The organism is Burkholderia sp. FW306-1C-G01B (assembly GCF_058781685.1).
In genome coordinates, this window is sequence record NZ_JBYSWZ010000022.1 from 99,846 (window position 1) to 121,349 (window position 21,504).

The 21,504-nt window shown below is 71.1% G+C and carries 6 protein-coding genes; 5 read left to right on the top strand and 1 reads right to left on the bottom strand.

The window, feature by feature from the left end; genetic code table 11:
- Positions 1 to 80: 80 nt before the first annotated feature.
- Entirely contained in the window at positions 81 to 1,826 is a 1,746-nt protein-coding gene (locus AC3WLY_RS32820; protein WP_492309068.1) for a cyclic peptide export ABC transporter, read from the bottom strand.
- A 269-nt stretch (positions 1,827 to 2,095) separates the two neighbouring features.
- Here AC3WLY_RS32820 and AC3WLY_RS32825 point away from each other — a divergent pair, with 269 nt between their 5' ends.
- The 5 genes from AC3WLY_RS32825 to AC3WLY_RS32845 are packed head-to-tail and all read left to right on the top strand — an operon-like array spanning position 2,096 to position 21,473.
- Positions 2,096 to 11,761, top strand: coding sequence for an amino acid adenylation domain-containing protein (locus AC3WLY_RS32825; RefSeq protein WP_492309067.1), 9,666 nt, complete (start codon positions 2,096 to 2,098; stop codon positions 11,759 to 11,761).
- 9 nt (positions 11,762 to 11,770) lie between these two features.
- Positions 11,771 to 16,765: an amino acid adenylation domain-containing protein gene (locus tag AC3WLY_RS32830; protein WP_492309066.1), complete on the top strand. Its 4,995-nt coding sequence runs from the start codon at positions 11,771 to 11,773 to the stop codon at positions 16,763 to 16,765.
- Entirely contained in the window at positions 16,755 to 17,789 is a 1,035-nt protein-coding gene (locus AC3WLY_RS32835) for a GNAT family N-acetyltransferase (RefSeq protein ID WP_492309065.1), read from the top strand. The genes AC3WLY_RS32830 and AC3WLY_RS32835 overlap by 11 nt, the downstream gene beginning before the upstream one ends.
- A gap of 32 nt (positions 17,790 to 17,821) precedes the next feature.
- Entirely contained in the window at positions 17,822 to 19,198 is a 1,377-nt protein-coding gene (locus AC3WLY_RS32840) for a lysine N(6)-hydroxylase/L-ornithine N(5)-oxygenase family protein (RefSeq protein ID WP_492309064.1), read from the top strand.
- Positions 19,199 to 19,244: 46 nt separating this feature from the next.
- Positions 19,245 to 21,473, top strand: coding sequence for a TonB-dependent siderophore receptor (locus tag AC3WLY_RS32845; RefSeq protein ID WP_492309095.1), 2,229 nt, complete (start codon positions 19,245 to 19,247; stop codon positions 21,471 to 21,473).
- The last annotated feature ends 31 nt before the right edge of the window (positions 21,474 to 21,504 follow it).

A 21,504-nucleotide genomic window follows, 5' to 3' on the forward strand; every position in this document is an offset into this window, starting at 1 on the left:
TCGACAATACATTCCCTTCTTGACCGAACATCGCCGACGCGGTGCCATTGCCGCGCATCGGCGATCTATCGATGAATGGCTTACGCGCTCAGCGCGTCGACACCGTCCCGAGCACGCAAACGCGCCGGCATCGTGTCGCTGACGATGCGCCCGTTGTCGAGCTTCAGCAGCCGGTCGGCGAGGTCGAAATAGCGGTCGTCGTGCGTGATCACGATCACGGCCTTGCCGCGCGCGCGCAGCTCGGGCAGCAGCTGCTCGTAGAACACGGCCTTGAACGACGGATCCTGATCGGCCGCCCATTCGTCGAACAGGTAGAACGGCCGGTCTTCCAGATACGCGACGACGAGCGCGAGCCGCTTGCGCTGCCCGGTCGACAGCGCGCGGGTCGAGAACGCACCGTCGACCACTTTCACCTTGTGGTCGAGCGCCAGCTTCGCGACCAGCGCGTTCGCCCGCGCATCGGCCTGCGCGCGGGCCGGATCGTCGGGATCGACGATGCCGAGCAGCGCATCGAACAGGTGGAAATCGTTGAACACCGCGCTGAAGCGCTGCCGATACGCTGCCCGCTCGCGCCAGCCGATCGTGCGGCCGTCGACCTCGATCGAGCCTTCCTCGGGCTCGTAGAGTCCGGTCAGCACCTTCGCGAGCGTCGTCTTGCCGCTGCCGTTGCCGCCGACGATGAACACGAGCTCGCCCGGCTTGATCGTCAGATCGATCGGCCCGATGCTGAACATCCGTTCGTCGCGCTCGTGGAAATACGCGTGCGTGACGCCGCGCAACGTGACGGCGCCGGCCGGCGGTACGTCGGGCGCGTCGGCCGCGGGCGGCACCGTGCGCAGCGCGCCGAATTCGGCCATCACGCCCTCGATCCGCGTGAGCGACACGCGTGCCGCGTTGACGGTCGGCAGGTTGTTCAGGAGCCCGTCGAGCGGCACGAGCATGAACAGGAACACGACGACATAACCGGCCGCCGCGCCCGGATCGGCATGCACGCCGAGTTGCGGCCAGAACGACGCCACGCCAAGGAATACGTAGAACAGGAAGATGATCCAGCCGACGCCGACTGCGTACGCGCTGAACGCGCGGCGGCGGTGGTCGCGCACTTCTCCGATCGCGGCGCCGAGCTGGCCGTCGACGAACTGGCGCGCGCGCGCATCGTGCAGTTTCAGTTCCTTCGCGCCGGAAAACAGCGAGCCGAGATAACCGAACAGGCGGTCCTGCGCCTGGCCGGCCGCTTCGAGCGACGCGATCGCGCGGCGGTCGCCGGTGTGATAACCGAGCGAGCCGGCGATGATCGCGGCCAGCGCCAGCACGCACACGGGCCACGACAGCCACGCGAGATAGCCGAGGCAGCCGAACACGATCGAGCCGTGCATGACCAGGTTCGGCAGCGCGAAGAACAGCATCGACACGTTGGTCGCGTCGTCGGTCAGCACCGACTGCACGGGCGCGGCGCCGATCCGCTCGATGTCGCGCAGCTCGGCCGCGCCGACGCGCCGCGCGAGATGCACGCGCAGCCGCGCCATCGTGTCCTGCGACAGGCGCGCGAACAGCGTGCCCGACACGATCCGCGTGACGAGCGCGATCACCGCGCACAGCGCGAAGCGCCACGCGAGCGACGCATCGGCCGCACCGGGCTGCGAGAGTGCGCGGTTCAGCGTCGCGACGAGCAGCACGCTCGCGACGCCGTTCAGCACGCACGCGGTAAGCGCCAGCGTGAGCGACGTACGGCTTTCGCGCAGCAGCGCGAGGATCAGGCGCGCCGCGGGGCGGGCGGGCGAGGCGTCGAGGGACGGCGGGGAAGAAGGCTCGTGGGCAGCAGTCATCGGCAACGTCGGTAAAGGGAAGGCAGGCGAATACGCGGAAACGGAAAGGTGACGTGAAAGCGGCGGGCGACGTGCGCCCGTTCCGGCTTTCCTCACTGATAGACGAACGGGCCGCGCAAATATTTAGCAGCGCCTGCAAAAAAAACGCCCAAGCACGCTTTGAGCGCAAAACGGTAAAAAATCGGCCGCGCCGTTCGTCACACCAGTGAAGCCGCCCCAAGCGGCCCCGAGACTTGGCCGAAGCGGCCGGACCGAAGGACTTCACGCACATGACGAGTTTCCCGACTGCGCTGCATCAACGAATCCGCGAACTGGCGCGCGTCGCGCCCGACGCACCGGCAATCGCGGTACCTTTCCAGAACGACTTGCGCCTGTCGCGCGGCGCGCTCGACGCGCGTGCGTCGCGGCTGGCCCGGCAACTGCGCGCAGCCGGCGTCGGCGCGGAAGTGCGGGTCGGCGTCTGCGTCGAGCGCTCGTGCGAGCTGTTCGTCGCGCTGCTGGCCGTGCTGAAGGCGGGCGGCGTGTTCGTGCCGCTCGATCCGCGTCATCCGGCCGCGCGCCTCGACTGGATCGTCCAGGATGCGCAACTGCGGCACGGCATCGTCGACGAAGCCGGCCGCGCGGCGCTCGGCACGCCGTTCGAACACGCGTTCGAAGCGGCAGCGGAAGCGGCGGACGAGCAGAACTTCGCTGCCGATGACGAAGAGGTGCCTGTGCACCCGCGTGCGGCCGCGTACATGATCTACACGTCGGGCTCGACCGGCACGCCGAAGGCGGTCGTAGTCGAGCACGGGCCGCTCGCCGCGCACTGCGACGCGCTCGCGGCAGCGCTGCCGATCGAGGCCGGCGACCGTCTGCTGCATTTCGCGTCGGTCAATTTCGACGCCGCTCATGAGTGCTGGCTCGCGCCGCTCGCGATCGGCGCCAGTATCGTCGTGGCGCCGCCGCAGCCGTTCGCGCCCGACGCCGCGCATGCGCTGATGGTGCGCGAATCGGTCAACGTCGCTGCATTTCCGCCTGCATACCTGCGCGAATTCGCGGCTGTCGCCGCGCGCGACGGCGTGCCGCCGGCATTGCGCGTACTCGCGTTCGGCGGCGAAGCGCTGCCGCAGCAGGCATTCGAATTCGTGCGCCGCACGTTCCCGTCGGTACGCCTGATCAACGGCTACGGGCCGACCGAGGCCGTGATCTCGCCGATGCTGTGGCCGGTCGAACCGGGCGAGACGCCCTTGCTGGCCGCTAACGACGCGTATGCGTCGCTGCCGATCGGCCGCGTGATCGGCCCGCGCGTCGCGCGCATTGACGGCGATGAGGCCGATGGCGTGGGCGAGCTGCTGCTCGGCGGCGTCTGCATCGCGCGCGGCTATCACGGTCGCCCGGCGCTGACGGCCGAACGCTTCATTCCCGATCCGGACGGCGAGCCGGGTGCGCGCGTCTACCGCACGGGCGATCTCGCACGCCTGCGCGACGACGGTGCATTCGACTATCTCGGCCGCCTCGACGACCAGGTCCAGGTGCGCGGCGTGCGTGTGGAGCCCGCGGAAATCGCCGCGTGCCTGCGCTCGCATCCGGCCGTGGCCGATGCGGCCGTGGTCGCAGAAACCGGCAACGGGCCGACGCGGCTGATCGCATGCGTCGCGCTGCGCGCGGCGGCCGACGATGCGGCACTGAAGGTGCACGTGGCCGCGCAATTGCCGGCGGCATGGCAACCGCACCGGTTCGTACGTTGCGATGCGCTGCCGTATACGTTGAACGGCAAGATCGACCGTGCCGCGCTGCGCGAGCGGATTGCCGCCGCACGCGACACGACGCAACGCGCCGGCGACGCGCCGCGCACGCCGACCGAACAGCAACTCGCAGGCCTCTGGCAGACGCTGCTCGGCCTCGACGCCGCGCCGTCGCGCGACGACCGTTTCTTCGCGCTGGGCGCCGATTCGCTCGCCGCGATGCAGTTGCAGGCCGCGATTCGCGCTGCATCGCGCGTGAACCTGCGGCTCGATACGCTGTTCGCCGATCCGGCGCTCGCCGAACTGGCCGAAACGGTCGATCGCGCGGAACGCGAGACCGGCGAGCCGCTGGCCGCCATTTCCGCGCGTCGCGCGCCGGCCGACGCGGCCGCATCGGGCGCGCCGCATGTCGACCGTGCGGCGTCGCTCGCGCAGCAACGCTTCTGGGTACTCGCGCAAACGCGCGATGCGAGCGCCGCGTATCACATCGCCGCGCACTGGACGATCGACGGCACGCTCGATCGCGACGCACTGCAGCGCGCGCTCGATCACGTGATCGGGCGTCATGAGGCGTGGCGCACGACGCTCGTCGACAACGACGACGGCGTCGTGATGCAGCGGATTCATGCGCAACTGCCGGTGTCGATCGCCGACATCGACCTGCGCGACCAGCCGCCGGCCGCGCGCGACGCGCAAGCCGCGCGGCTCGCCGAGCGCGACGCGGCCGAGCCGTTCGACCTCGCACGCGGCCCGCTGCTGCGCGCGACGCTCGTCGTCCTCGCGGACGACCGTCACCGCCTGCTGCTGACCGCGCATCACGCGATCACCGACGGCTGGAGCTCGCGCTGCGCGTTCGACGAACTGTCGGCCGCGTACCGCGCGTATGCGGAAGGCCGTGAACCGTCGCTGCCCGATCTGCCGATCCAGTACGCCGACTACGCGGACTGGCAGCGCGACATGCTGGCCGGCGGCGAGGGCGAACGCCAGCTCGATTACTGGCGCGGCGCATTGCGCGACGTGCCGGGCCCGATCGCGCTGCCGGTCGACCGTCAGCCGGGCGCTGCGCGCACGCTGCAGGGTGCACGCGTGTCGGTGCGCCTGCCCGACGCGGTCGCGGCCGACGTGCGTCAACTCGCGCGCGACGCGCAGGCCACCGTCTTCACGGTGCTGCTGGCCGCGCTCGACGCATGGCTGTCGCGCCTGACCGGCGAAACGGACGTCGTCGTCGCGGTGCCGGTCGCGCATCGCCAGCGCGCTGAAACGCGCGCGTTGCTCGGGCTGTTCCTGAATACTGTCGCGCTGCGCGTGCGCGTGGCGCCGACGCTGCCGTTCCGCGCGCTCGTCGACGCGGCGCGCACGGCGGCGCTCGACGCGGTCGCGCACCAGGACGTGCCGTTCGAGCGTGTCGTCGATGCGGTGAAGCCGCCGGTCAAGCGCGGCGACGAATGGCTGCGCGTGAAATTCGCGCAGCAGTTCGACGCGCGGCACGACAGCGTGCTGCCGGGTGCGACCGCTGTTGCTACGCCGGGGCCCGATCTGGCCGCGCGTTTCGACTTCGCGCTGGATTTCACCGACGACGCGAACGGGATCGAACTGGTCGCAGCCTATGCGACCGACTGCATCGACGCCGACACCGCACGCGCGTGGCTCGACAGCTATGCTGCGCTCGTCGGCGCGGCCGCGCACGATCCGCAACGCGCGACGGCCGCGCTGCCGTGCGACGCATCGGCTGCATTGCGCCAGCCGCGCGACGGCCGCGCGCTGTGCGTCGAACATGCCGACATCGTCGCCGCGTTCGCGCGACAGGCGGCCGCGTATCCGCATCGCGTCGCACTCGCCGATGCGTCGGCGTCGCTGACGTTCGCCGAACTCGACGATGCGTCGAACCGAATCGCGCGTGCGCTGACGCAGCGCGGTGTCGCCGCCGAAGCGTCGGTCATCGTCTGCATCGAACGTTCGGCGCGCTTCGTCGTCGGCCTGCTCGGCGCGCTGAAGGCCGGCGCGCTTGCCGTGCTGCTCGATCCCGCACAGCCGGCCGCACGACTGGCCGCGGCGGCAGCCGACTGCGGCGCGCGCTGGGCGCTCGTCGCGGATACGGCCGCGTGGCCGGCCGGCATCGACGCTCAGCCGCTCGACGTCGATACGCTCGCACAGGACGCGACGCTCGCGCATGCAGCCGGCGTGCGCGTCGCACCGCATCCGGAACAGGGCGCGTACCTGATCTATACGTCAGGTTCGACCGGCGCGCCGAAGGGCGTCGTCGTGTCGCACGGCGCACTGGCCGACTACGTGCAGGGGATGCTCGATGAACTCGCGTTCGCGCCGGACGCATCGTTCGCGATGGTGTCGACCGTCGCCGCCGACCTTGGCCACACGACGCTGTTCGGCGCGCTGTGCGCGGGCCGCACGCTGCACCTGCTGCCGGCCGCGTGTGCGTTCGATCCCGACCTGTTCGCGGACGAGATGCGCCGCCGCGACGTCGGCGTGCTGAAGATCGTGCCGAGCCACCTGCAGGCGCTGCTCGACGCGCGCGTGCCGGCCGACGTGCTGCCGCGCCACGCGCTCGTGACGGGCGGCGAAACGCTCACGTGGGCGCTCGTTGCACGCCTGGCCGCGCTCGCGCCGGCCTGCCGCGTGATCAACCATTACGGGCCGACCGAAGCGACGGTCGGCGCGATTGCGTGCGATACCGCATCGATTGCCGCCGATGCGCGCGATCCCGCGAGCAGCGTGCCGCTCGGCCTGCCGCTGCCGAATGCGCGCGCGCTCGTGCTCGATGCGTTCGGCGCATGCGTGCCGGCCGGCGCGACGGGCGAGCTGTATCTGGGCGGCCCGGGCGTCGCGCGCGGCTACCTCGGGCGTCCGGCGCAGACCGCCGAACGCTTCGTGCCCGATCCGTTCACGCCCGGCGCGCGGCTGTATCGCACCGGCGACCGCGTGCGGTTGCGCGCGGACGGCCGTCTCGCGTTCCTCGGCCGCATCGACGACCAGGTGAAGATCCGCGGCTACCGCGTCGAACCGGGCGAGGCGAGTGCAGCCGTGCGCGCGGCCGGCCCGGTCGCGCAAGCCGAAACGCTTGCGATCGAGCACGACGGCCGCCTGCGGCTCGCGACCTTCGTCGTGATGCGCGACGGCGCGGCGTTCGACGAGGCCGCCATGCGCGCGGCGCTGGCCGCGAAGCTGCCCGACTACATGGTGCCCGCACAGTTCGTCGTGCTCGCGCGCCTGCCGGTGACCGCGAACGGCAAGATCGATCGCGCGGCGCTGCGCGAACTGGCGGCCGCGCCGGTCGCGATCGCGTCCGGCGACGCGCCGCAGGGCGCCGTCGAAACGGTGCTCGCCGAAGTCTGGCAGGCCGTGCTGAAGGCGCCGCGGGTCGGCCGCGACGACAACTTCTTCGAACTCGGCGGCGATTCGATCCTCGTGCTGCAGGTAATTGCCCGGGCGCGCAAGCGCGGCGTGCGTTTCACGCCGAAGCAACTGTTCGACGGCCCGACGGTCGCCGAACTCGCACGTATCGCGAAGACCGAGGACGTGACTGTTGCCGCGCAGCCTGCAGCCGCAACCGCAGCGGCGACACCGGCTGCCGCGCCGATCCTGACGCCTGCGCAGCAACGCTTCTTCGCGCTCGACGTCCCGCAGCGCGGCCACTGGAACCAGTCGGTCGCGTTCGACGTGCGCGGGCCGTTCGACGCGGACGCATTCGCGCGCGCATTCGATGCGTTGCTGACGCATCACGACGCGTTCCGCCAGCGCTTCGCGCGTGGTGCGGACGGCGCGTGGCACGCCAGCGATGCCGCCAAGCCGTATGATGCGCTGCCGTTCGTCGAAGTCGCCGCACGCGACGAAGCCGACGCGCTCGCGCGTTTCGACGCATTGCAGCGCCGTCTCGATCTCGGCCGCGGGCCGCTCGTCTGCGCGTGCGCGGCACGGCTGCCGGACGGCTCGACACGGCTTTATCTGGCGATTCACCACGCGATCGTCGACGGCGTGTCGTGGCGCATCCTGCTCGACGACCTCGACACGGCCTACCGCGCCGCATGCGACCGCACGCCGGTCCGGCTGTCGCAGCCGGGCCTGCGCGCGGATGCATGGGCCGCACGGCTTGCGCGCGCCGCGACGGAACCGGCATCGCCGTTTGTAGCCGAGGCCGCGTACTGGGCCGGGATGGCGCAGGGCGATGACCTCGTGCCCGATCATCCGGACGCAGCGGCGACGAATGCCGATGCAGCCGTCGTCGTGCAGACCATCGACGCGGCATTGACTCGCGCGGCGCTGACCGATGCGCATACGGCCTATCGCACGCAGACGATCGAACTGCTGGGCGCGGCGCTCGCGCTGGCGCTATCCGGCGCACGCGGAGGCGCGGCATCGTGCCGCGTCGAACTGGAAGGGCACGGTCGCGAGGCGCTGTTCGACGATGCGGATGCGAGCCGCACGATCGGCTGGCTGACGAGCCACTACCCGGTGACGCTGCCGGTCGAGGCGACCGCGCGCGACACGCTGTGCGCGGTCAAGGACACGCTGCGCGCGGTGCCGCACAAGGGGCTCGGCTTCGGCGTGCTCGCGCATTACGGCGATGCGGCGACGCGCGCGGCGCTGGCCGCCGTGCCGCGCCCGCGCGTCACGTTCAACTATCTCGGCCAGTTCGACGCGCCGCGCGACGCGACGCTCGTGCCACGCTTCGGCGGCACCGGCGTCGAGCGCGACCGCCAAGGGCCGCTCGGCAATACGCTCGCGATCCACGCGTACCTCGATACCGACCGCGACGGCGCACGCACGCTGAAAGTGCACTGGGTCTATGGCGCGCCGCAGTTCGAGCGCGCGACGATCGACGCGTTCGCCGAACGCTTCGCGGCCGCGCTGCGGGAACTCGTCGATGCCTGCGCGTCGCGCGTCGCGCATCGCGGCGGCGGTGCGACGCCGGGCGATTTCCCGCTCGCGCAGGCTGCAGGCCTCACGCAGGCAGCGATCGAACGCACGCCGCTGGACTGGCGCACGATCGACGACGTGTATCCGCTGTCGCCGATGCAGCAGGGCATCCTGTTCCATGCGCTGTTCGCGCCCGGCCACGCAAGCTACGTGAACCAGTTCGTCGCGACCGCGACCGCGCTCGATGCCGAGCGTCTCGTCAATGCGTTCGACGCATCCGTCGCGCGCCACGACATCCTGCGCACGAGCGTGATGCCCGACGAAGCCGCGCCGCTGCAGTGCGTGCATCGCCACGCGCGGATGCCGGTCGAGCAGCTCGACTGGCGCACGCGCGGCGACACGCTCGATGCCGATTTCGATGCGTGGCTCGCGGCCGACCGCGCACGCGGTTTCGACTGGCGCGAGCCGCCGCTGATGCGGCTCACGCTGATCCGCGTGACGGACGACGCATGGCGCGTCGTGTGGACGCGTCACCACGTGCTGCTCGACGGCTGGAGCACCGCGCGCCTGCTCGCGGACGTGCTGCGCGACTATCGCGACCCGGACGCCGTGTCGCCGTTCGCGAGCCGTCCGGCGCTGCGCTATCGCGACTTCATCGCGTGGCTCGGCACGCGCGACCGCGATGCCGACGAACGCTTCTGGACCGAGCGCCTCGCGCGGCTCGACGCGCCGACGCTGATCGCGGAACGCGCGGCCGACCGCGCGGATGCCGACATGGTCACATGGCGAGCAACGATCGATGCGGACGCGATGACGCGCGTCGCGCAGACGGCGCGCGCACTGAAGCTGACGGTCAACACGCTGGTGCAGGGCGCGTGGGCGCTCGCGCTGCAGCGGATGACGCACCAGCCGGCCGTCGCGTTCGGCGCGACCGTCGCGGGCCGCCCCGATGCGCTCGCGGACATCGACACGGTACTTGGTCTTTTCATCAACACGCTGCCGGTGATTACCGCACCCGCGCCGCAGCAGCGTGCGGCCGACTGGCTGCAAACGCTGCAGCGCGAGAATGCGGCGGCCGCCGAGCATGCCCACACGCCGCTCGCCGACATCCAGCGCTGGGCGCGCGGCGCGGGCGGCGCACTGTTCGACACGCTGGTCGTGTTCGAGAACTACCCGGTGGACGACACGGCGCGCGACGCCGATCCGCGCGCGCTTGCGCTGAGCGGCGTGCGCAGCATCGAAGCGACCGATTTCGCGCTGACGCTCGTGATCGAGAGCGGCACCGAATTGACGATCGACTACGGCTACGACACCGCGCGCATCGACGCGCGGCAGGTCGAGACCTGGCACCGTGCGTTCGCGTGCGCGCTCGATGCGCTGGCCTGCACGCCGGACGCGCTGCTCGGCGCGCTGTCGATCGCCGACGACGCAACCCGCGACGCACTGGCGCTTGCGCAGGACACCGCGCATGCGTGGCCGGTTTCGCAACGGCAGCCACTGCATCTGCAATTCGCCGATGCGGCGCTAGCGGCGCCCGACGCGATCGCGCTCGAGTACGCGGACGTTCACGGTGGCGTGCATCGCGCGACCTATCGAGAACTCGACATCGGCACGTCGCGCATCGCAGCCGCGCTGCGCCGGCGCGGCGTGCGGCCCGACACGCCGGTCGCACTGTGCGTCGAGCGCTCGTTCGACATGGTGATGGCGCTCGTCGGCGTGCTGAAGGCCGGCGCCGCCTACTTGCCGGTCGATCCCGACTATCCGGCCGAGCGCGTCGCCTACCTGCTGCGCGACGCGCGGCCGGCCGTCGCGATCACGCAGGCCCATCTGCGCGAGCAGGTCGAGGCCGCGCTTGGCGACGGTGCCGCGACGCAGTTGCTGACGGTTGCGGACCTGCTCGCCGATGAAGCGGCGGAAGGTGAAGAAGCGCCTGCGGGCATCGCCATCGACGACGCCCAACTCGCGTACCTGATCTACACGTCGGGCTCGACCGGCAAGCCGAAGGGCGCCGGCAACACGCACGGCGCGCTCGCGAACCGGATCGCGTGGATGCAGCACGCATACCGTCTGACGCGCGACGACGTCGTGCTGCACAAGACGCCGTTCGGCTTCGACGTGTCGGTCTGGGAATTCGTGTGGCCGCTGGCGATCGGCGCGAAGCTCGCGATCGCCGCGCCCGGCGACCATCGCGATCCGGCGCGTCTCGCGGCCGCGATCCATGCGCACGGCGTGACGGTGCTGCATTTCGTGCCGTCGATGCTCGCCGCGTTCGCCGCGTATCTCGACGATTTCCCGGCCGCCGCGCAATGCGACAGCGTGCGCCTGATCGTCGCGAGCGGCGAGGCACTCGCGCCCGAACTCGTCGCGAAGATGGCACGGCTTCTGCCGAACGCGACGCTCGTGAACCTGTACGGGCCGACCGAGGCCGCGATCGACGTGTCGCACTGGACTTGCGGCCCCGGCGACGCGAATGCGGCCGCGGTGCCGATCGGCCATCCGATCGCGAACCTGCAACTGCACGTGCTCGATGCCGCATGGCAGCCGGTGCCGGCCGGCGCGACCGGCGAACTGTATCTCGCGGGCGCGGGCCTGGCGCGCGGCTATCTCGGCCGTCCGGCGCTGACCGCCGAGCGCTTCGTGCCCGATCCGTTCGTGCCGGGCGCCCGCATGTACCGCACCGGCGACCTCGCACGCCGGCGCGCCGACGGTGCGCTCGACTACCTCGGCCGCGTCGACACGCAGGTGAAGCTGCGCGGCCAGCGGATCGAGCCGGGCGAGATCGAGGCGCTGCTGCGCGCGGCGCCCGGCGTGAACGACGCGGTCGTGATCGTGCGCGACGAGCAACTGGTCGGCTATGTCGCGCGCGGTGACGCGGGCCCGCTCGACCGTGCGGCGCTGCTCGACACGTTGCGCGCGCAACTGCCGGCCTACATGGTGCCGTCGCAACTGATCGAGCTCGACGCATTGCCCGTCACGCCGAACGGCAAGTGCGACCGCCATGCGTTGCCCGCGCCGGTGCGCGAAGCGGCCGAAGCCGTCGAACTCGCGACCGACACCGAACGCGCGCTCGCGGATATCTGGCAACGCGTGCTGCACGTCGATGCGATCGGCCGCGACGGCGATTTCTTCCTGCTCGGCGGCCACTCGCTGCTCGCGACGCAGGCCCACGCGCAGGCGAACCTGCACTGGGGGCTCGCGCTGCCGCTGCGCACGCTGTTCGACGCGCGCACGCTCGCGCGCTGCGCGCAAGCGATCGACGCGGCCTGCGCGGCGCGCGGCGCGACCGATGCGGCGAGCGCGATCGACGCGCTGCTCGGCGAACTGGAAACCCAATAAGGACGACGGATGACGAAGGTTCAACCCGACTGGCTCGCGCTCGCGACGCGTTTCGCGCAGCTGCCCGACGCGCAGCACGCGGTCTTCATCGACAAGCTCGGCGCGGCCGGCATCGACTTCCGCGTGCTGCCGATCCCGCCGCGCACGCCGCGCAGCGATCGCGTGCCGGCGTCGTTCGCGCAAACGCGGCTGTGGCTGCACGCGCGGCTGATCGATGCGCCCGACGCGTATCACATCACCGAGCGCCTGGCGCTGACGGGTCCGCTCGACACGCATGCGCTGCGTCTTGCCTGCGACGCGCTGATCGCGCGCCATGAAGCGCTGCGCACGACCTTCGACGAAGCGCAGGACGGTGTTGCGCAAACGATCCACGCGCCGCTGCGCTGCCCGTGGCGCGAAACCGATCTCGAAGCGTTGCCGGACGCACAGCGCACCGCGCGCGCGGAGGCCGTCGCGACGGCCGACGAAGCCGAACCGTTCGATCTCGGTGCGGCGCCGCTCGTGCGCGCGCACCTGGTCCGCTTCGACGCGACGCATCACTGGCTCGCGTTGACCGTGCACCACATCGTGTCGGACGGCTGGTCGTCGGGCGTGATGCTGGAAGAACTCGCGGCGTTCTACCGCGCGTATGCGTCCGACCAGCCGGTGGCGCTCGCACCGCTGCCGATCCAGTACGCCGACTACGCGCTGTGGCAGCGCCGCTGGCTCGACGCCGGCGAACGCGACCGCCAGCTCGCGTTCTGGCGCGAACGGCTCGATCCGCAGCGTGGCGTGCTGACGCTGCCGGGTGCGGCCGCACGGCCGGCGCGCCGCAGCGCGCGCGGCGCGCGCCATGTGTTTTCGCTCGACGCGCGCGTCGGCGCGCAACTCCGTGCGTTCGCGGCCGCGTCGGGCGCGACGCCGTTCGCGGTGCTGCTCGCCGCGCTCGATGTGCTGCTCGCGCGCGCGACCGGCGACGCACGGATCTGCGTCGGCGTACCGGCTGCAAACCGCGAACGCGCGGAAGTCGCCGGCCTGATCGGCTTCTTCGTCAACACGCTGGCGATCGACGTCGACGTGCCCGCGCACGGCGATTTCTCGTCGCTGGTCGCGCGCACGCAGCGCGCGCTCGTCGACGCGCAGATGCACCAGGACGTGCCGTTCGAGCAGGTGGTCGATGCGCTCGGCGTGCCGCGCAGCGCGAGCCACCATCCTCTGTTCCAGGTGATGGCAGCCTACGGCGAGCGCCTCGCGCTGCCGGCACTCGGCGCGGCAGCCGCCGCGTTGCTGCCGTCCGGCACGCCGTCCGCGAAATTCGATCTCACGCTCGCCGTCGAGGCGACACCAGACGGTACGTTCGACGCCGCGTTCATCTACGCGCTCGACCTGTTCGACGCCGACGCGATCGCGCGGCTGGCCGCGCGCTTCGTCACGCTGCTCGCCGATGCGCTCGCGCGGCCCGACCTGCCGGTCGGCGATCTCGACTGGCTGCCCGCCGGCGAGCGCGCACAGCTCTTTGCGTGGAACGCGCCGGCGGGCGCGACCGAAGCCGAACCGTTCGTGCCCGTGCATGCGCGCATCGCCGCGCATGCACACGCGCGGCCCGACGCACGCGGCGTTGCCGATATCGATCGTGCGCTGACGCGCGGCGAAGTCGATGCACGCGCGGCGCGCCTCGCGCGTCATCTCGTTGCGGCAGGCGTGCGGCCCGAGATGCGCGTCGGCGTCGCGCTGCAGCGCTCGGTCGACCTGCTCGTCGCGCTGATCGCGGTGCTGAAGTCCGGCGCCGCGTTCGTGCCGCTCGATCCGGCCCATCCGCGCGAACGGCTCGCGCAGATCGTCGGCGACGCGAGCATCGCGCACGTGCTGACCGATGGCTCAAGCGCCGCGTCGTTGCCCGAACTGCCGGAACTGCGCGTGTGGCGCGCCGATGAAATCGATGCGCTCGACGAAGCCGCGGACGTCGCGCTGCCCGACGTGCTGCCGGGCCATGCGGCCTATGCGATCTACACGTCGGGCTCGACCGGCAAGCCGAAGGGCGTGATCGTCGACCATGCGTCGTTCGCGCTGCATTGTGCGGCGATTGCCGAGCGTTACGGCGCGGGCGAGAACGACGTGTTCCTGCTGTTCCAGTCGGTCAACTTCGACGGCGCGCACGAAGGCTGGTTTTCGCAATACATGTCGGGCGCCGCCGTGTCCGTGACGGCCGACGTGCTGTGGCCGCCCGCGCAGACCTGCGCGATGATGGTCCGCGACGGCGTGACGATGACCTACGTGCCGCCCGGCTGCGCCGCGCAGCTCGCCGAATGGGCGCTCGCGCACGGCGCACCGCCGACGCTGCGTTCGCTGACCGTCGGCGGCGAGGCGACGTCGCGCGAGGCGTTCGCGATGCTGCGCCGCGCGCTGCCGAACGTGCGCGTGGTCAACGGCTACGGCCCGACCGAGACGGTCATCACGCCGACGCTGTGGATGTTCCGGCCCGGCGACGATCTCGCGAAGCTCGGCGACGCCGCATATCTGCCGATCGGCACGCTGGTCGGCGCGCGTACCGCACACGTGCTCGACGAGCGGCTGCATCCACTGCCGGTCGGCGTGATCGGCGAACTGTATCTGGGCGGCGAGGGGATCGGTGTCGCGCGCGGTTATCTCGACCGCCCGTCGCTGACCGCCGAGCGTTTCGTGCCCGATCCGTACGGCGCAGCGGGCGCGCGCCTGTACCGCACCGGCGACCTCGTGCGGCGCCGCGCGGACGGCGTGTTCGACTTCATCGGCCGCGTCGATCATCAGGTGAAGCTGCGCGGATTGCGCATCGAGCTCGGCGAAATCGAGGCGCAGCTTGCCGCGCACGATGCGGTGCGCGAAGCGTGCGCGGTCGTGCACGGGCAGGGCGCGCTTGCGCAGCTCGTCGCATATGTGGAACTGACCGCCGATGCACAGGCGGCCGCGCAGCCCGTCGAGGCCGCGACGCTCGACGCGCACCTGCGCCGCACGCTGCCCGACTACATGGTGCCCGCGCAACTGATCGTGCTCGACGCGTTGCCGCGCAACGCGAACAGCAAGGTCGACCGGGCGCGACTGCCGGCGCCCGTGCGCGTCGAACGTGCGTACGAGGTGCCGCGCGACGGCGATGAAACCGCGCTCGCGGCGATCTGGTGCGACGTGCTGAATCTCGAGCGCGTCGGCCGTGGCGATCACTTCTTCGATCTCGGCGGTCATTCGCTCGCCGCCGTGCGCGTCGCGACGCGCGTGGCCGAACGGCTCGGCCGCGACGTGCCGGTGCGCGCGCTGTTCGAGGCACCCGTGCTCGCGCAGTACGCGCTGCAGGTGGCCGACGCGCCGCGCGCCGCGCATGCCGGCGCTGCGGCGCCGGGCGTCGCGGTGGCCAAACCCGATGCGAACGGCGTGTGGCCGCTGTCGCCCGCGCAGCTCGGCCTGTGGTTCCTGTGGCGCGCGCAGCCGGACAGCGCCGCGTACAACATTCCGGTCGCGCTGCGCGTGCGCGGCCCGCTCGACATCGATGCGCTGCGCGCTGCGTTCTCGGATACGGCGGCCGTGCATCCGGCGCTGCGCGCGCGGCTCGTCGCTCGCGACGGCGCGCTGCCGGGCCAGCGGATCGACGTGGCGGCGACGGTCGAATTGCCGGTCGTCGACCTGTCGGCGCAACCCGGTGCGCTTGCCCGCGCGGCGGCGTTGACCGCTGACGATGCGCTCGCGCCGTTCGACCTCATCGCCGATGCGCCGCTGTGGCGTGCACGCGTGCTGCGGCTCGGCGCGGACGACCACGTGCTGTCGGTGACGATCCATCACATCGTGTCGGATGGCGAATCGATCGAACTGTGGCTCGATGCTGTTCGTGCACGCTACGTCACCCGCGTGCGCGGCGACGCCGTGCCGGTCGACGAAGCCGTCCAACTGGCCGCCCAACTGGTCGTACCGCTCGTGCTGCCCGCACCGTGCCATCCGGCCCGCGTCGCGTACTGGCGCGACGCGCTGGCCGAGCTGCCGTCGCGCGTGCTGCCGCAGCGCGCGGACGCGCCGGCCGTGCCGCAATGGCGCGCGGCACGCATCGCGTTCGAATTCGACGCGTCGCTGATTCGCGCCGCACGCGACGCCGCATCGGCCGCGCACGCGACGCTGCCGATGCTGCTGCACGCGGCGCTCAACACCGCGCTGTTCCGCGCGACGGGCGCGGCCGACCAGCCGGTCGGCGTGCTCGCGTCGACACGCGAGCTGACGGGCGATGCGGCACGCGCTGCGCTCGGCCTCTTCATCAATTCGGTCGTCGTGCGCACGCGGATCGACCCGGCCGCGCGCCGTGCGGACGTGCTCGCCCAGGTGCGCGATACGGCGCTGGCCGCGTATGCGCATGCCGACGTGCCGTTCGCCGATGTCGTCGCGGCGCTGCGCGCGCCGCGTGCTGCGCAGGCCAATCCGCTGTTCCAGGTAATGTTCAACTACCTGCGCCCGACGGGTGCGGCCGCGCGCGACTGGGCCGGCCTGTCGCTTGCCGAATTCGATGATGTGCGCCATCGCGTCGTGTTCACGCTGGAGCTGGACGTCGTCGAGCATCCGGACGGCCGCGTGAGCGCCGCGTTCTCGTATGCGGACGAGCTGCTCGACCGCGGTTTCGTCGATGCGCTCGTCGATCTCTATCACGACGAAGTCGCGCGTTTTGCCGGCGCGTCGGAGGCGGCGCTCGGCGCGCCCGATACGCGTGTGGTCACGGATGCGGCCTTCAGCGTGCAAGCAAGCGGGGAAACACGGACCGACGCGCCGTCGCATGCGGCTGCCGTGCTCGCGGCGCTGTGGTCGGACACATTCGCGACGGCTGCGCCCGAGCCGGGCGCGGACCTGTTCGAAGCCGGCGCGACGTCGTTCGACGTTGTGCGCTTCGTCGACGCGGCCGGCCGCGCCGGTCACGCGCTGACGGTCGCCGACGTGTTCGCGTCGCCGACGCTCGCGGCACTCGGCGCACGGCTCGATGCACGCGCGGAAACGGGACAGGAGGAGCGCCATGCTGGCTGAAGTGCGTCCCGACGGATTCACGATGCCCGATACGTGCCGCCTGGCATTCGCGGACGGGCTATTCGCCGCGCGCGACGGCACGGAGATCCGCGTCGCGCAGGGCCACGGCATCGGCGCGCAGTTGCTGCGCGCGCAACTCGCCGACGACGGCACGCTGCGCCTCGTCGCATACAACCATCGTGCGGCGCCGGCCGACCAGCGGCGCGCGCTGCTGGCCGCGCTGTCCGCGGCATTTTCGGACGGCGCGCACCATGCGGCGATCCGGCTCGACCCGGCCGCATGGCCGGCGGTCGCGCTCGACGCGCTGCGCGCGAGCGGCGTGCTCGCCGACGGCGGCCGCTGCATGCGCGACGGCTGGGCGCAGCAGGCCGATCTGTGGCTCGTCGGCACGCACCTGCCGTGCGCGACGCTGCCGATGCTTACCGACGGCCGGCGTCATCCGCGCCGGCCGCCCGCGCCGCGCGGCGAGGTCTACGCACGCGACCTGCCGGCGCTTGGCGTGCGCTTCACGCTGCGCGGCTGGCAGCCGGCGGAAGACACCGTGCGGCTCGCGCGCTGGTTCGACGAGCCGCGCGTGCGCGACGGCTGGCCGGGCGCGCAGCCCGGCGCGGACAGCGCGCAAGGGGCCGCACCCGACGCCGATCCGCACGTGACGCCGCTCGTCGGCTGCTTCGACGGCGAGCCGTTCGCGTACTTCGAGGCGGTCTGGCTGAAGGAAGACGCGCTCGCGCCGCACGTCGCGGCGCGCGACTACGACCGCGGGCTGCGGATGCTGGTCGGCGAATCGCGCTGGCGCGGCCCGCATTGCGTGGCGGGCTGGCTGCCGTCCGTCGTTCATTACCTGTTTCTCGACGACTCGCGTACCGAAGCGGTCGGCTGTGCCGTTCCGGCCGGCCACGCGCGGGTTGCCGACCTTCTCGCGCGGCATGGCTTCGCGCGGCAGCGCCGTCTCGCGCTGGCCGACGCGCAGCCGCTGTGGATGCGCACGCTGCGCGAGACGTTCTTCTCCGGCCGTCACGTCTGACGGGCCGGATTCACCGACAAGGGAGCTGAGACATGCAGAGAGAAACCGTATTCGACCTGATCGGCGTCGGCTTCGGGCCGTCGAATCTGGCGCTGGCCATTCGCCTCGCGGAGCGCGCCGGCGCACGCACGTTCGCCCATTGCTTCGTCGAGCGCCAGCCGGAATTCGGCTGGCATCGCGGGATGCTGCTCGACGACTGCCGGATGCAGATCTCGTTTCTGAAGGATCTCGTCACGATGCGCGATCCGAAAAGCCGCTACACGTTCATCAACTACCTGTTCGAACGCGGCCGCCTGAACGAATTCGTCAACCTGAAGAACTTCTATCCGACCCGCGTCGAATTCCACGACTACCTGAGCTGGGTCGCCGATGCATTCGACGACCGCGTCCATTACAGCGAGACCGTGCTGGCGATCGAGCCGGTGCGTGGCGACGGCGCGCGGATCGACGCGCTGTGCGTGCTGTCGCGCGATGCCGCGGGCCGCGAGCGCCAGCGCGTCACGCGCGCGCTGTCGGTCGGCGTCGGCGGCACGCCCGCGATTCCGGATGCGTTCGCCGCGCTCGGCCGCGACCGCGTGATCCATTCGTCGTCGTATCTGACCGACATCGACCGGCTCGTCGCGTCGCCGGACGGCGAACGCCGGCGCGTCGCGGTGATCGGCGCGGGGCAGAGCGCGGCCGAGGTGTTCATCGACCTCGCGCGCCGCTTCCCGCATGTCGACGCGAGCCTCGTGATGCGCGCAGGTGCGCTGAAGCCGGCCGACGACAGCCCGTTCGTCAACGAGATCTTCAGCCCCGAGTTCACCGACGTCGTTTATGCGCAGCCGCACGACGCGCGCCGCGCGCTGCTCGAGCGCTATCGCGACACCAACTACGCGGTGGTCGATCGGCCGCTGATCGAGCAGATCTACGAAATGCTGTACCTGCAGCGCATCGACGGCGCGCCGCGTCATGCGCTGCTCGCGAACAGCGCGATCGAGGCCGCGGTGCGCACCGGCGACGGCCGCATCGAGCTGACGCTGCGCGACCGGATGAGCGGCGCCACGCGCGTCGAACGCTTCGATGCGCTCGTGCTCGCGACCGGCTACCGCCGCGATACGCATTCCGCGCTCCTCGAAGGGCTCGCGCCGCACCTGGGCGATGCGCTCACGCGCGGCGACGTGACGCGCGACTACCTGCTCGCGACGCCCGAGCACTTCGCGCCGCGCATCTACCTGCAAGGCTGCTGCGAAGACAGCCACGGATTGTCCGACACGCTGCTGTCGGTACTGGCGCGCCGCGCGGACGAGATCTGCGCGTCGCTCGAAGACGGGCTCGCGCCCGCCCATGACGATGGCGCGGCCCGGGAGTCGCACGAAAAACGACAGGAAAACGGGGTGAGCGCGGGCCGGATGGCTTTCGCTCTTTGACAAAGGCGCGGTCGGAGACCGCATGAAAAAAGTGGAGCAGAGAAAGATGGAGTGGGCAACAGGCACGCGTTTGCGTGCGATCGCAGCCGCGGCGAGCGTGGCGTTCGGTGCGGCTGCGGCGGGGCAGGCTTACGCCCAGACGGCGCCGGCCGTAAACGCTGGCGCCGCGGCGTCGGCCAGCAGTGCGCAGAACGGCACGACGAACGGCGCGCCGAATGGCACGCTGCCGGCGATCACCGTCAACGCGGCCTCGGAAGGCGACGGCACCGTCGGGCTCGTCGCGAAGCGCAGCAGGACCGGCACGAAGACCGACACGCCGATCAACGAGATCCCGCAGACGGTCAACGTCGTCACCGCGCAGCAGATCGAGATGACCGGCGCGACCGACGTGAACGCGGCGCTGCGCTACGTGCCGGGCTTCTCGTCGTACGGTTCGGACAACCGATCGGACTGGTATGCGGCGCTGCGCGGCTTCACGCCGACCGCCTACGTGAACGGGCTGCAGGTGCCGAACACGATCAACCTCGCGAGCTGGCGCGTCGATCCGTACATGATCGACAGCATCACCGTGCTGCGCGGGCCGACCTCGGTGCTGTACGGCGCGGGCGACCCCGGCGCGATCGTCGACGTGCAGACCAAGCTCGCCGACGGCGAGCGCGTGCGCGAAGCCGGGGTGCAGATCGGCAACTATGCGCGCAAGCAGTTCATGATCGACGTCGGCGACAAGCTCGATGCCGACGGCAAGTACGCGTACCGGTTCGTCGGCGTCGCGCGCGACGGCAATGCGCTGACCGGCCCGAACAACGACCAGCGCGTCGCGCTCGCGCCATCGTTCCGCTGGCGCCCGAACGCGGATACGTCGCTGACGCTGTCCGCGACGTACCTGCAGGACTGGGGCGACATCTCGTCGAACTTCCTGCCGGCGGTGGGCACGGTGCTGCCGAACCCGAACGGGCAGATCAACAAGGACGTGTACGAAGGCGACCCGAACTTCAACTACTACCGCAAGAAGCAGTGGTCGGTCGGTTACCAGTTCGAGCAGAACCTGAGTTCGGCGTGGAAGTTCCGTCAGAACGTGCGCCTGATGCACCTGTCGCTCGACAACGGCTCGGTGTTCGGCAACGGCTTCGTCGAGGGCAGCACGACCGACGTGTCGCGCTGGGCCGGCGTGTTCCAGATGAACTACAGCCGCTTCGACATCGACAACAACGTGGAAGGCCGCTTCGCGACGGGCCCGCTCCAGCACACGCTGCTGCTCGGCTTCCAGTACAACCGCCAGACCGCGACCGACAGCGAATGGCTCGCCGCGGCGCCGCCGCTGAACATCTACAACCCGGTGTACACGCCGGTGACGACGGCGGTGTTCGATCCGGCGTCGACGTTCCGCACCAACACGTACACGACGATGAACACGTTCGGCCTGTACGCGCAGGACCAGATCAAGTGGAACCGCTGGACGCTGACGCTCGGCGGCCGCGAGGACTGGGTCAACATGCGGATGGACGACCGCGCCGGCGGCACGTCGACGAAGGCGGACGTCACGGCGTTCACCGGCCGCGTCGGCCTCACGTACCAGGGCGACTACGGGCTGTCGCCGTACATCAGCTACGCGACGTCGTTCAATCCGCTGATCGGCGTGAACCTGCTCGGCGGCGGGCTGCCGCAGCCGACCCGCGGCAAGCAGATCGAGGCCGGCCTGCGCTGGCAGCCGCCCGGCAAGAACCTGATGCTGAACGCGGCGATCTACCAGATCAACCAGACCAACGGGATCACGCCGGCGCTGCCGAGTCAGGACACGACCGGTACGAAGTCGGTGCAAACAGGTGAAGTGCGTTCGCGCGGGATCGAGCTGAGCGCGACCGGCAAGGTCACGCGGAACCTGTCGCTGATCGCGTCGTACGTGTACCAGGACGTGAAGAACGTGAAGGCGAACGACGTATCGCTGAACAACTGGCCGGTCGACATTCCGCGGCCGCGCCAGATGGCGTCGATGTGGGCCGACTGGACGTGGCACACGGGGCCGCTCGCGGGCTTCGGCCTCGGCGGCGGCGTGCGCTACCAGAGCGCGTCGGCCGGTGCGGCCGACAACTCGCTGACGGTGTCGAGCGTCACGCTGTTCGACGCGGGCGTGCATTACGACACGCGTAACTGGCGCTTTGCCGTGAACGGGACGAACCTGGCCAACCGCCACTACATCAGCGGCTGCCAGTCGGCCAACGTCTGCGTTTTCGGCACCGACCGCACGGTGATCGCGACCGCGAAATACAACTGGTGACGTTGTGCGCCGCGGCCGGCCCGCGCCGGCC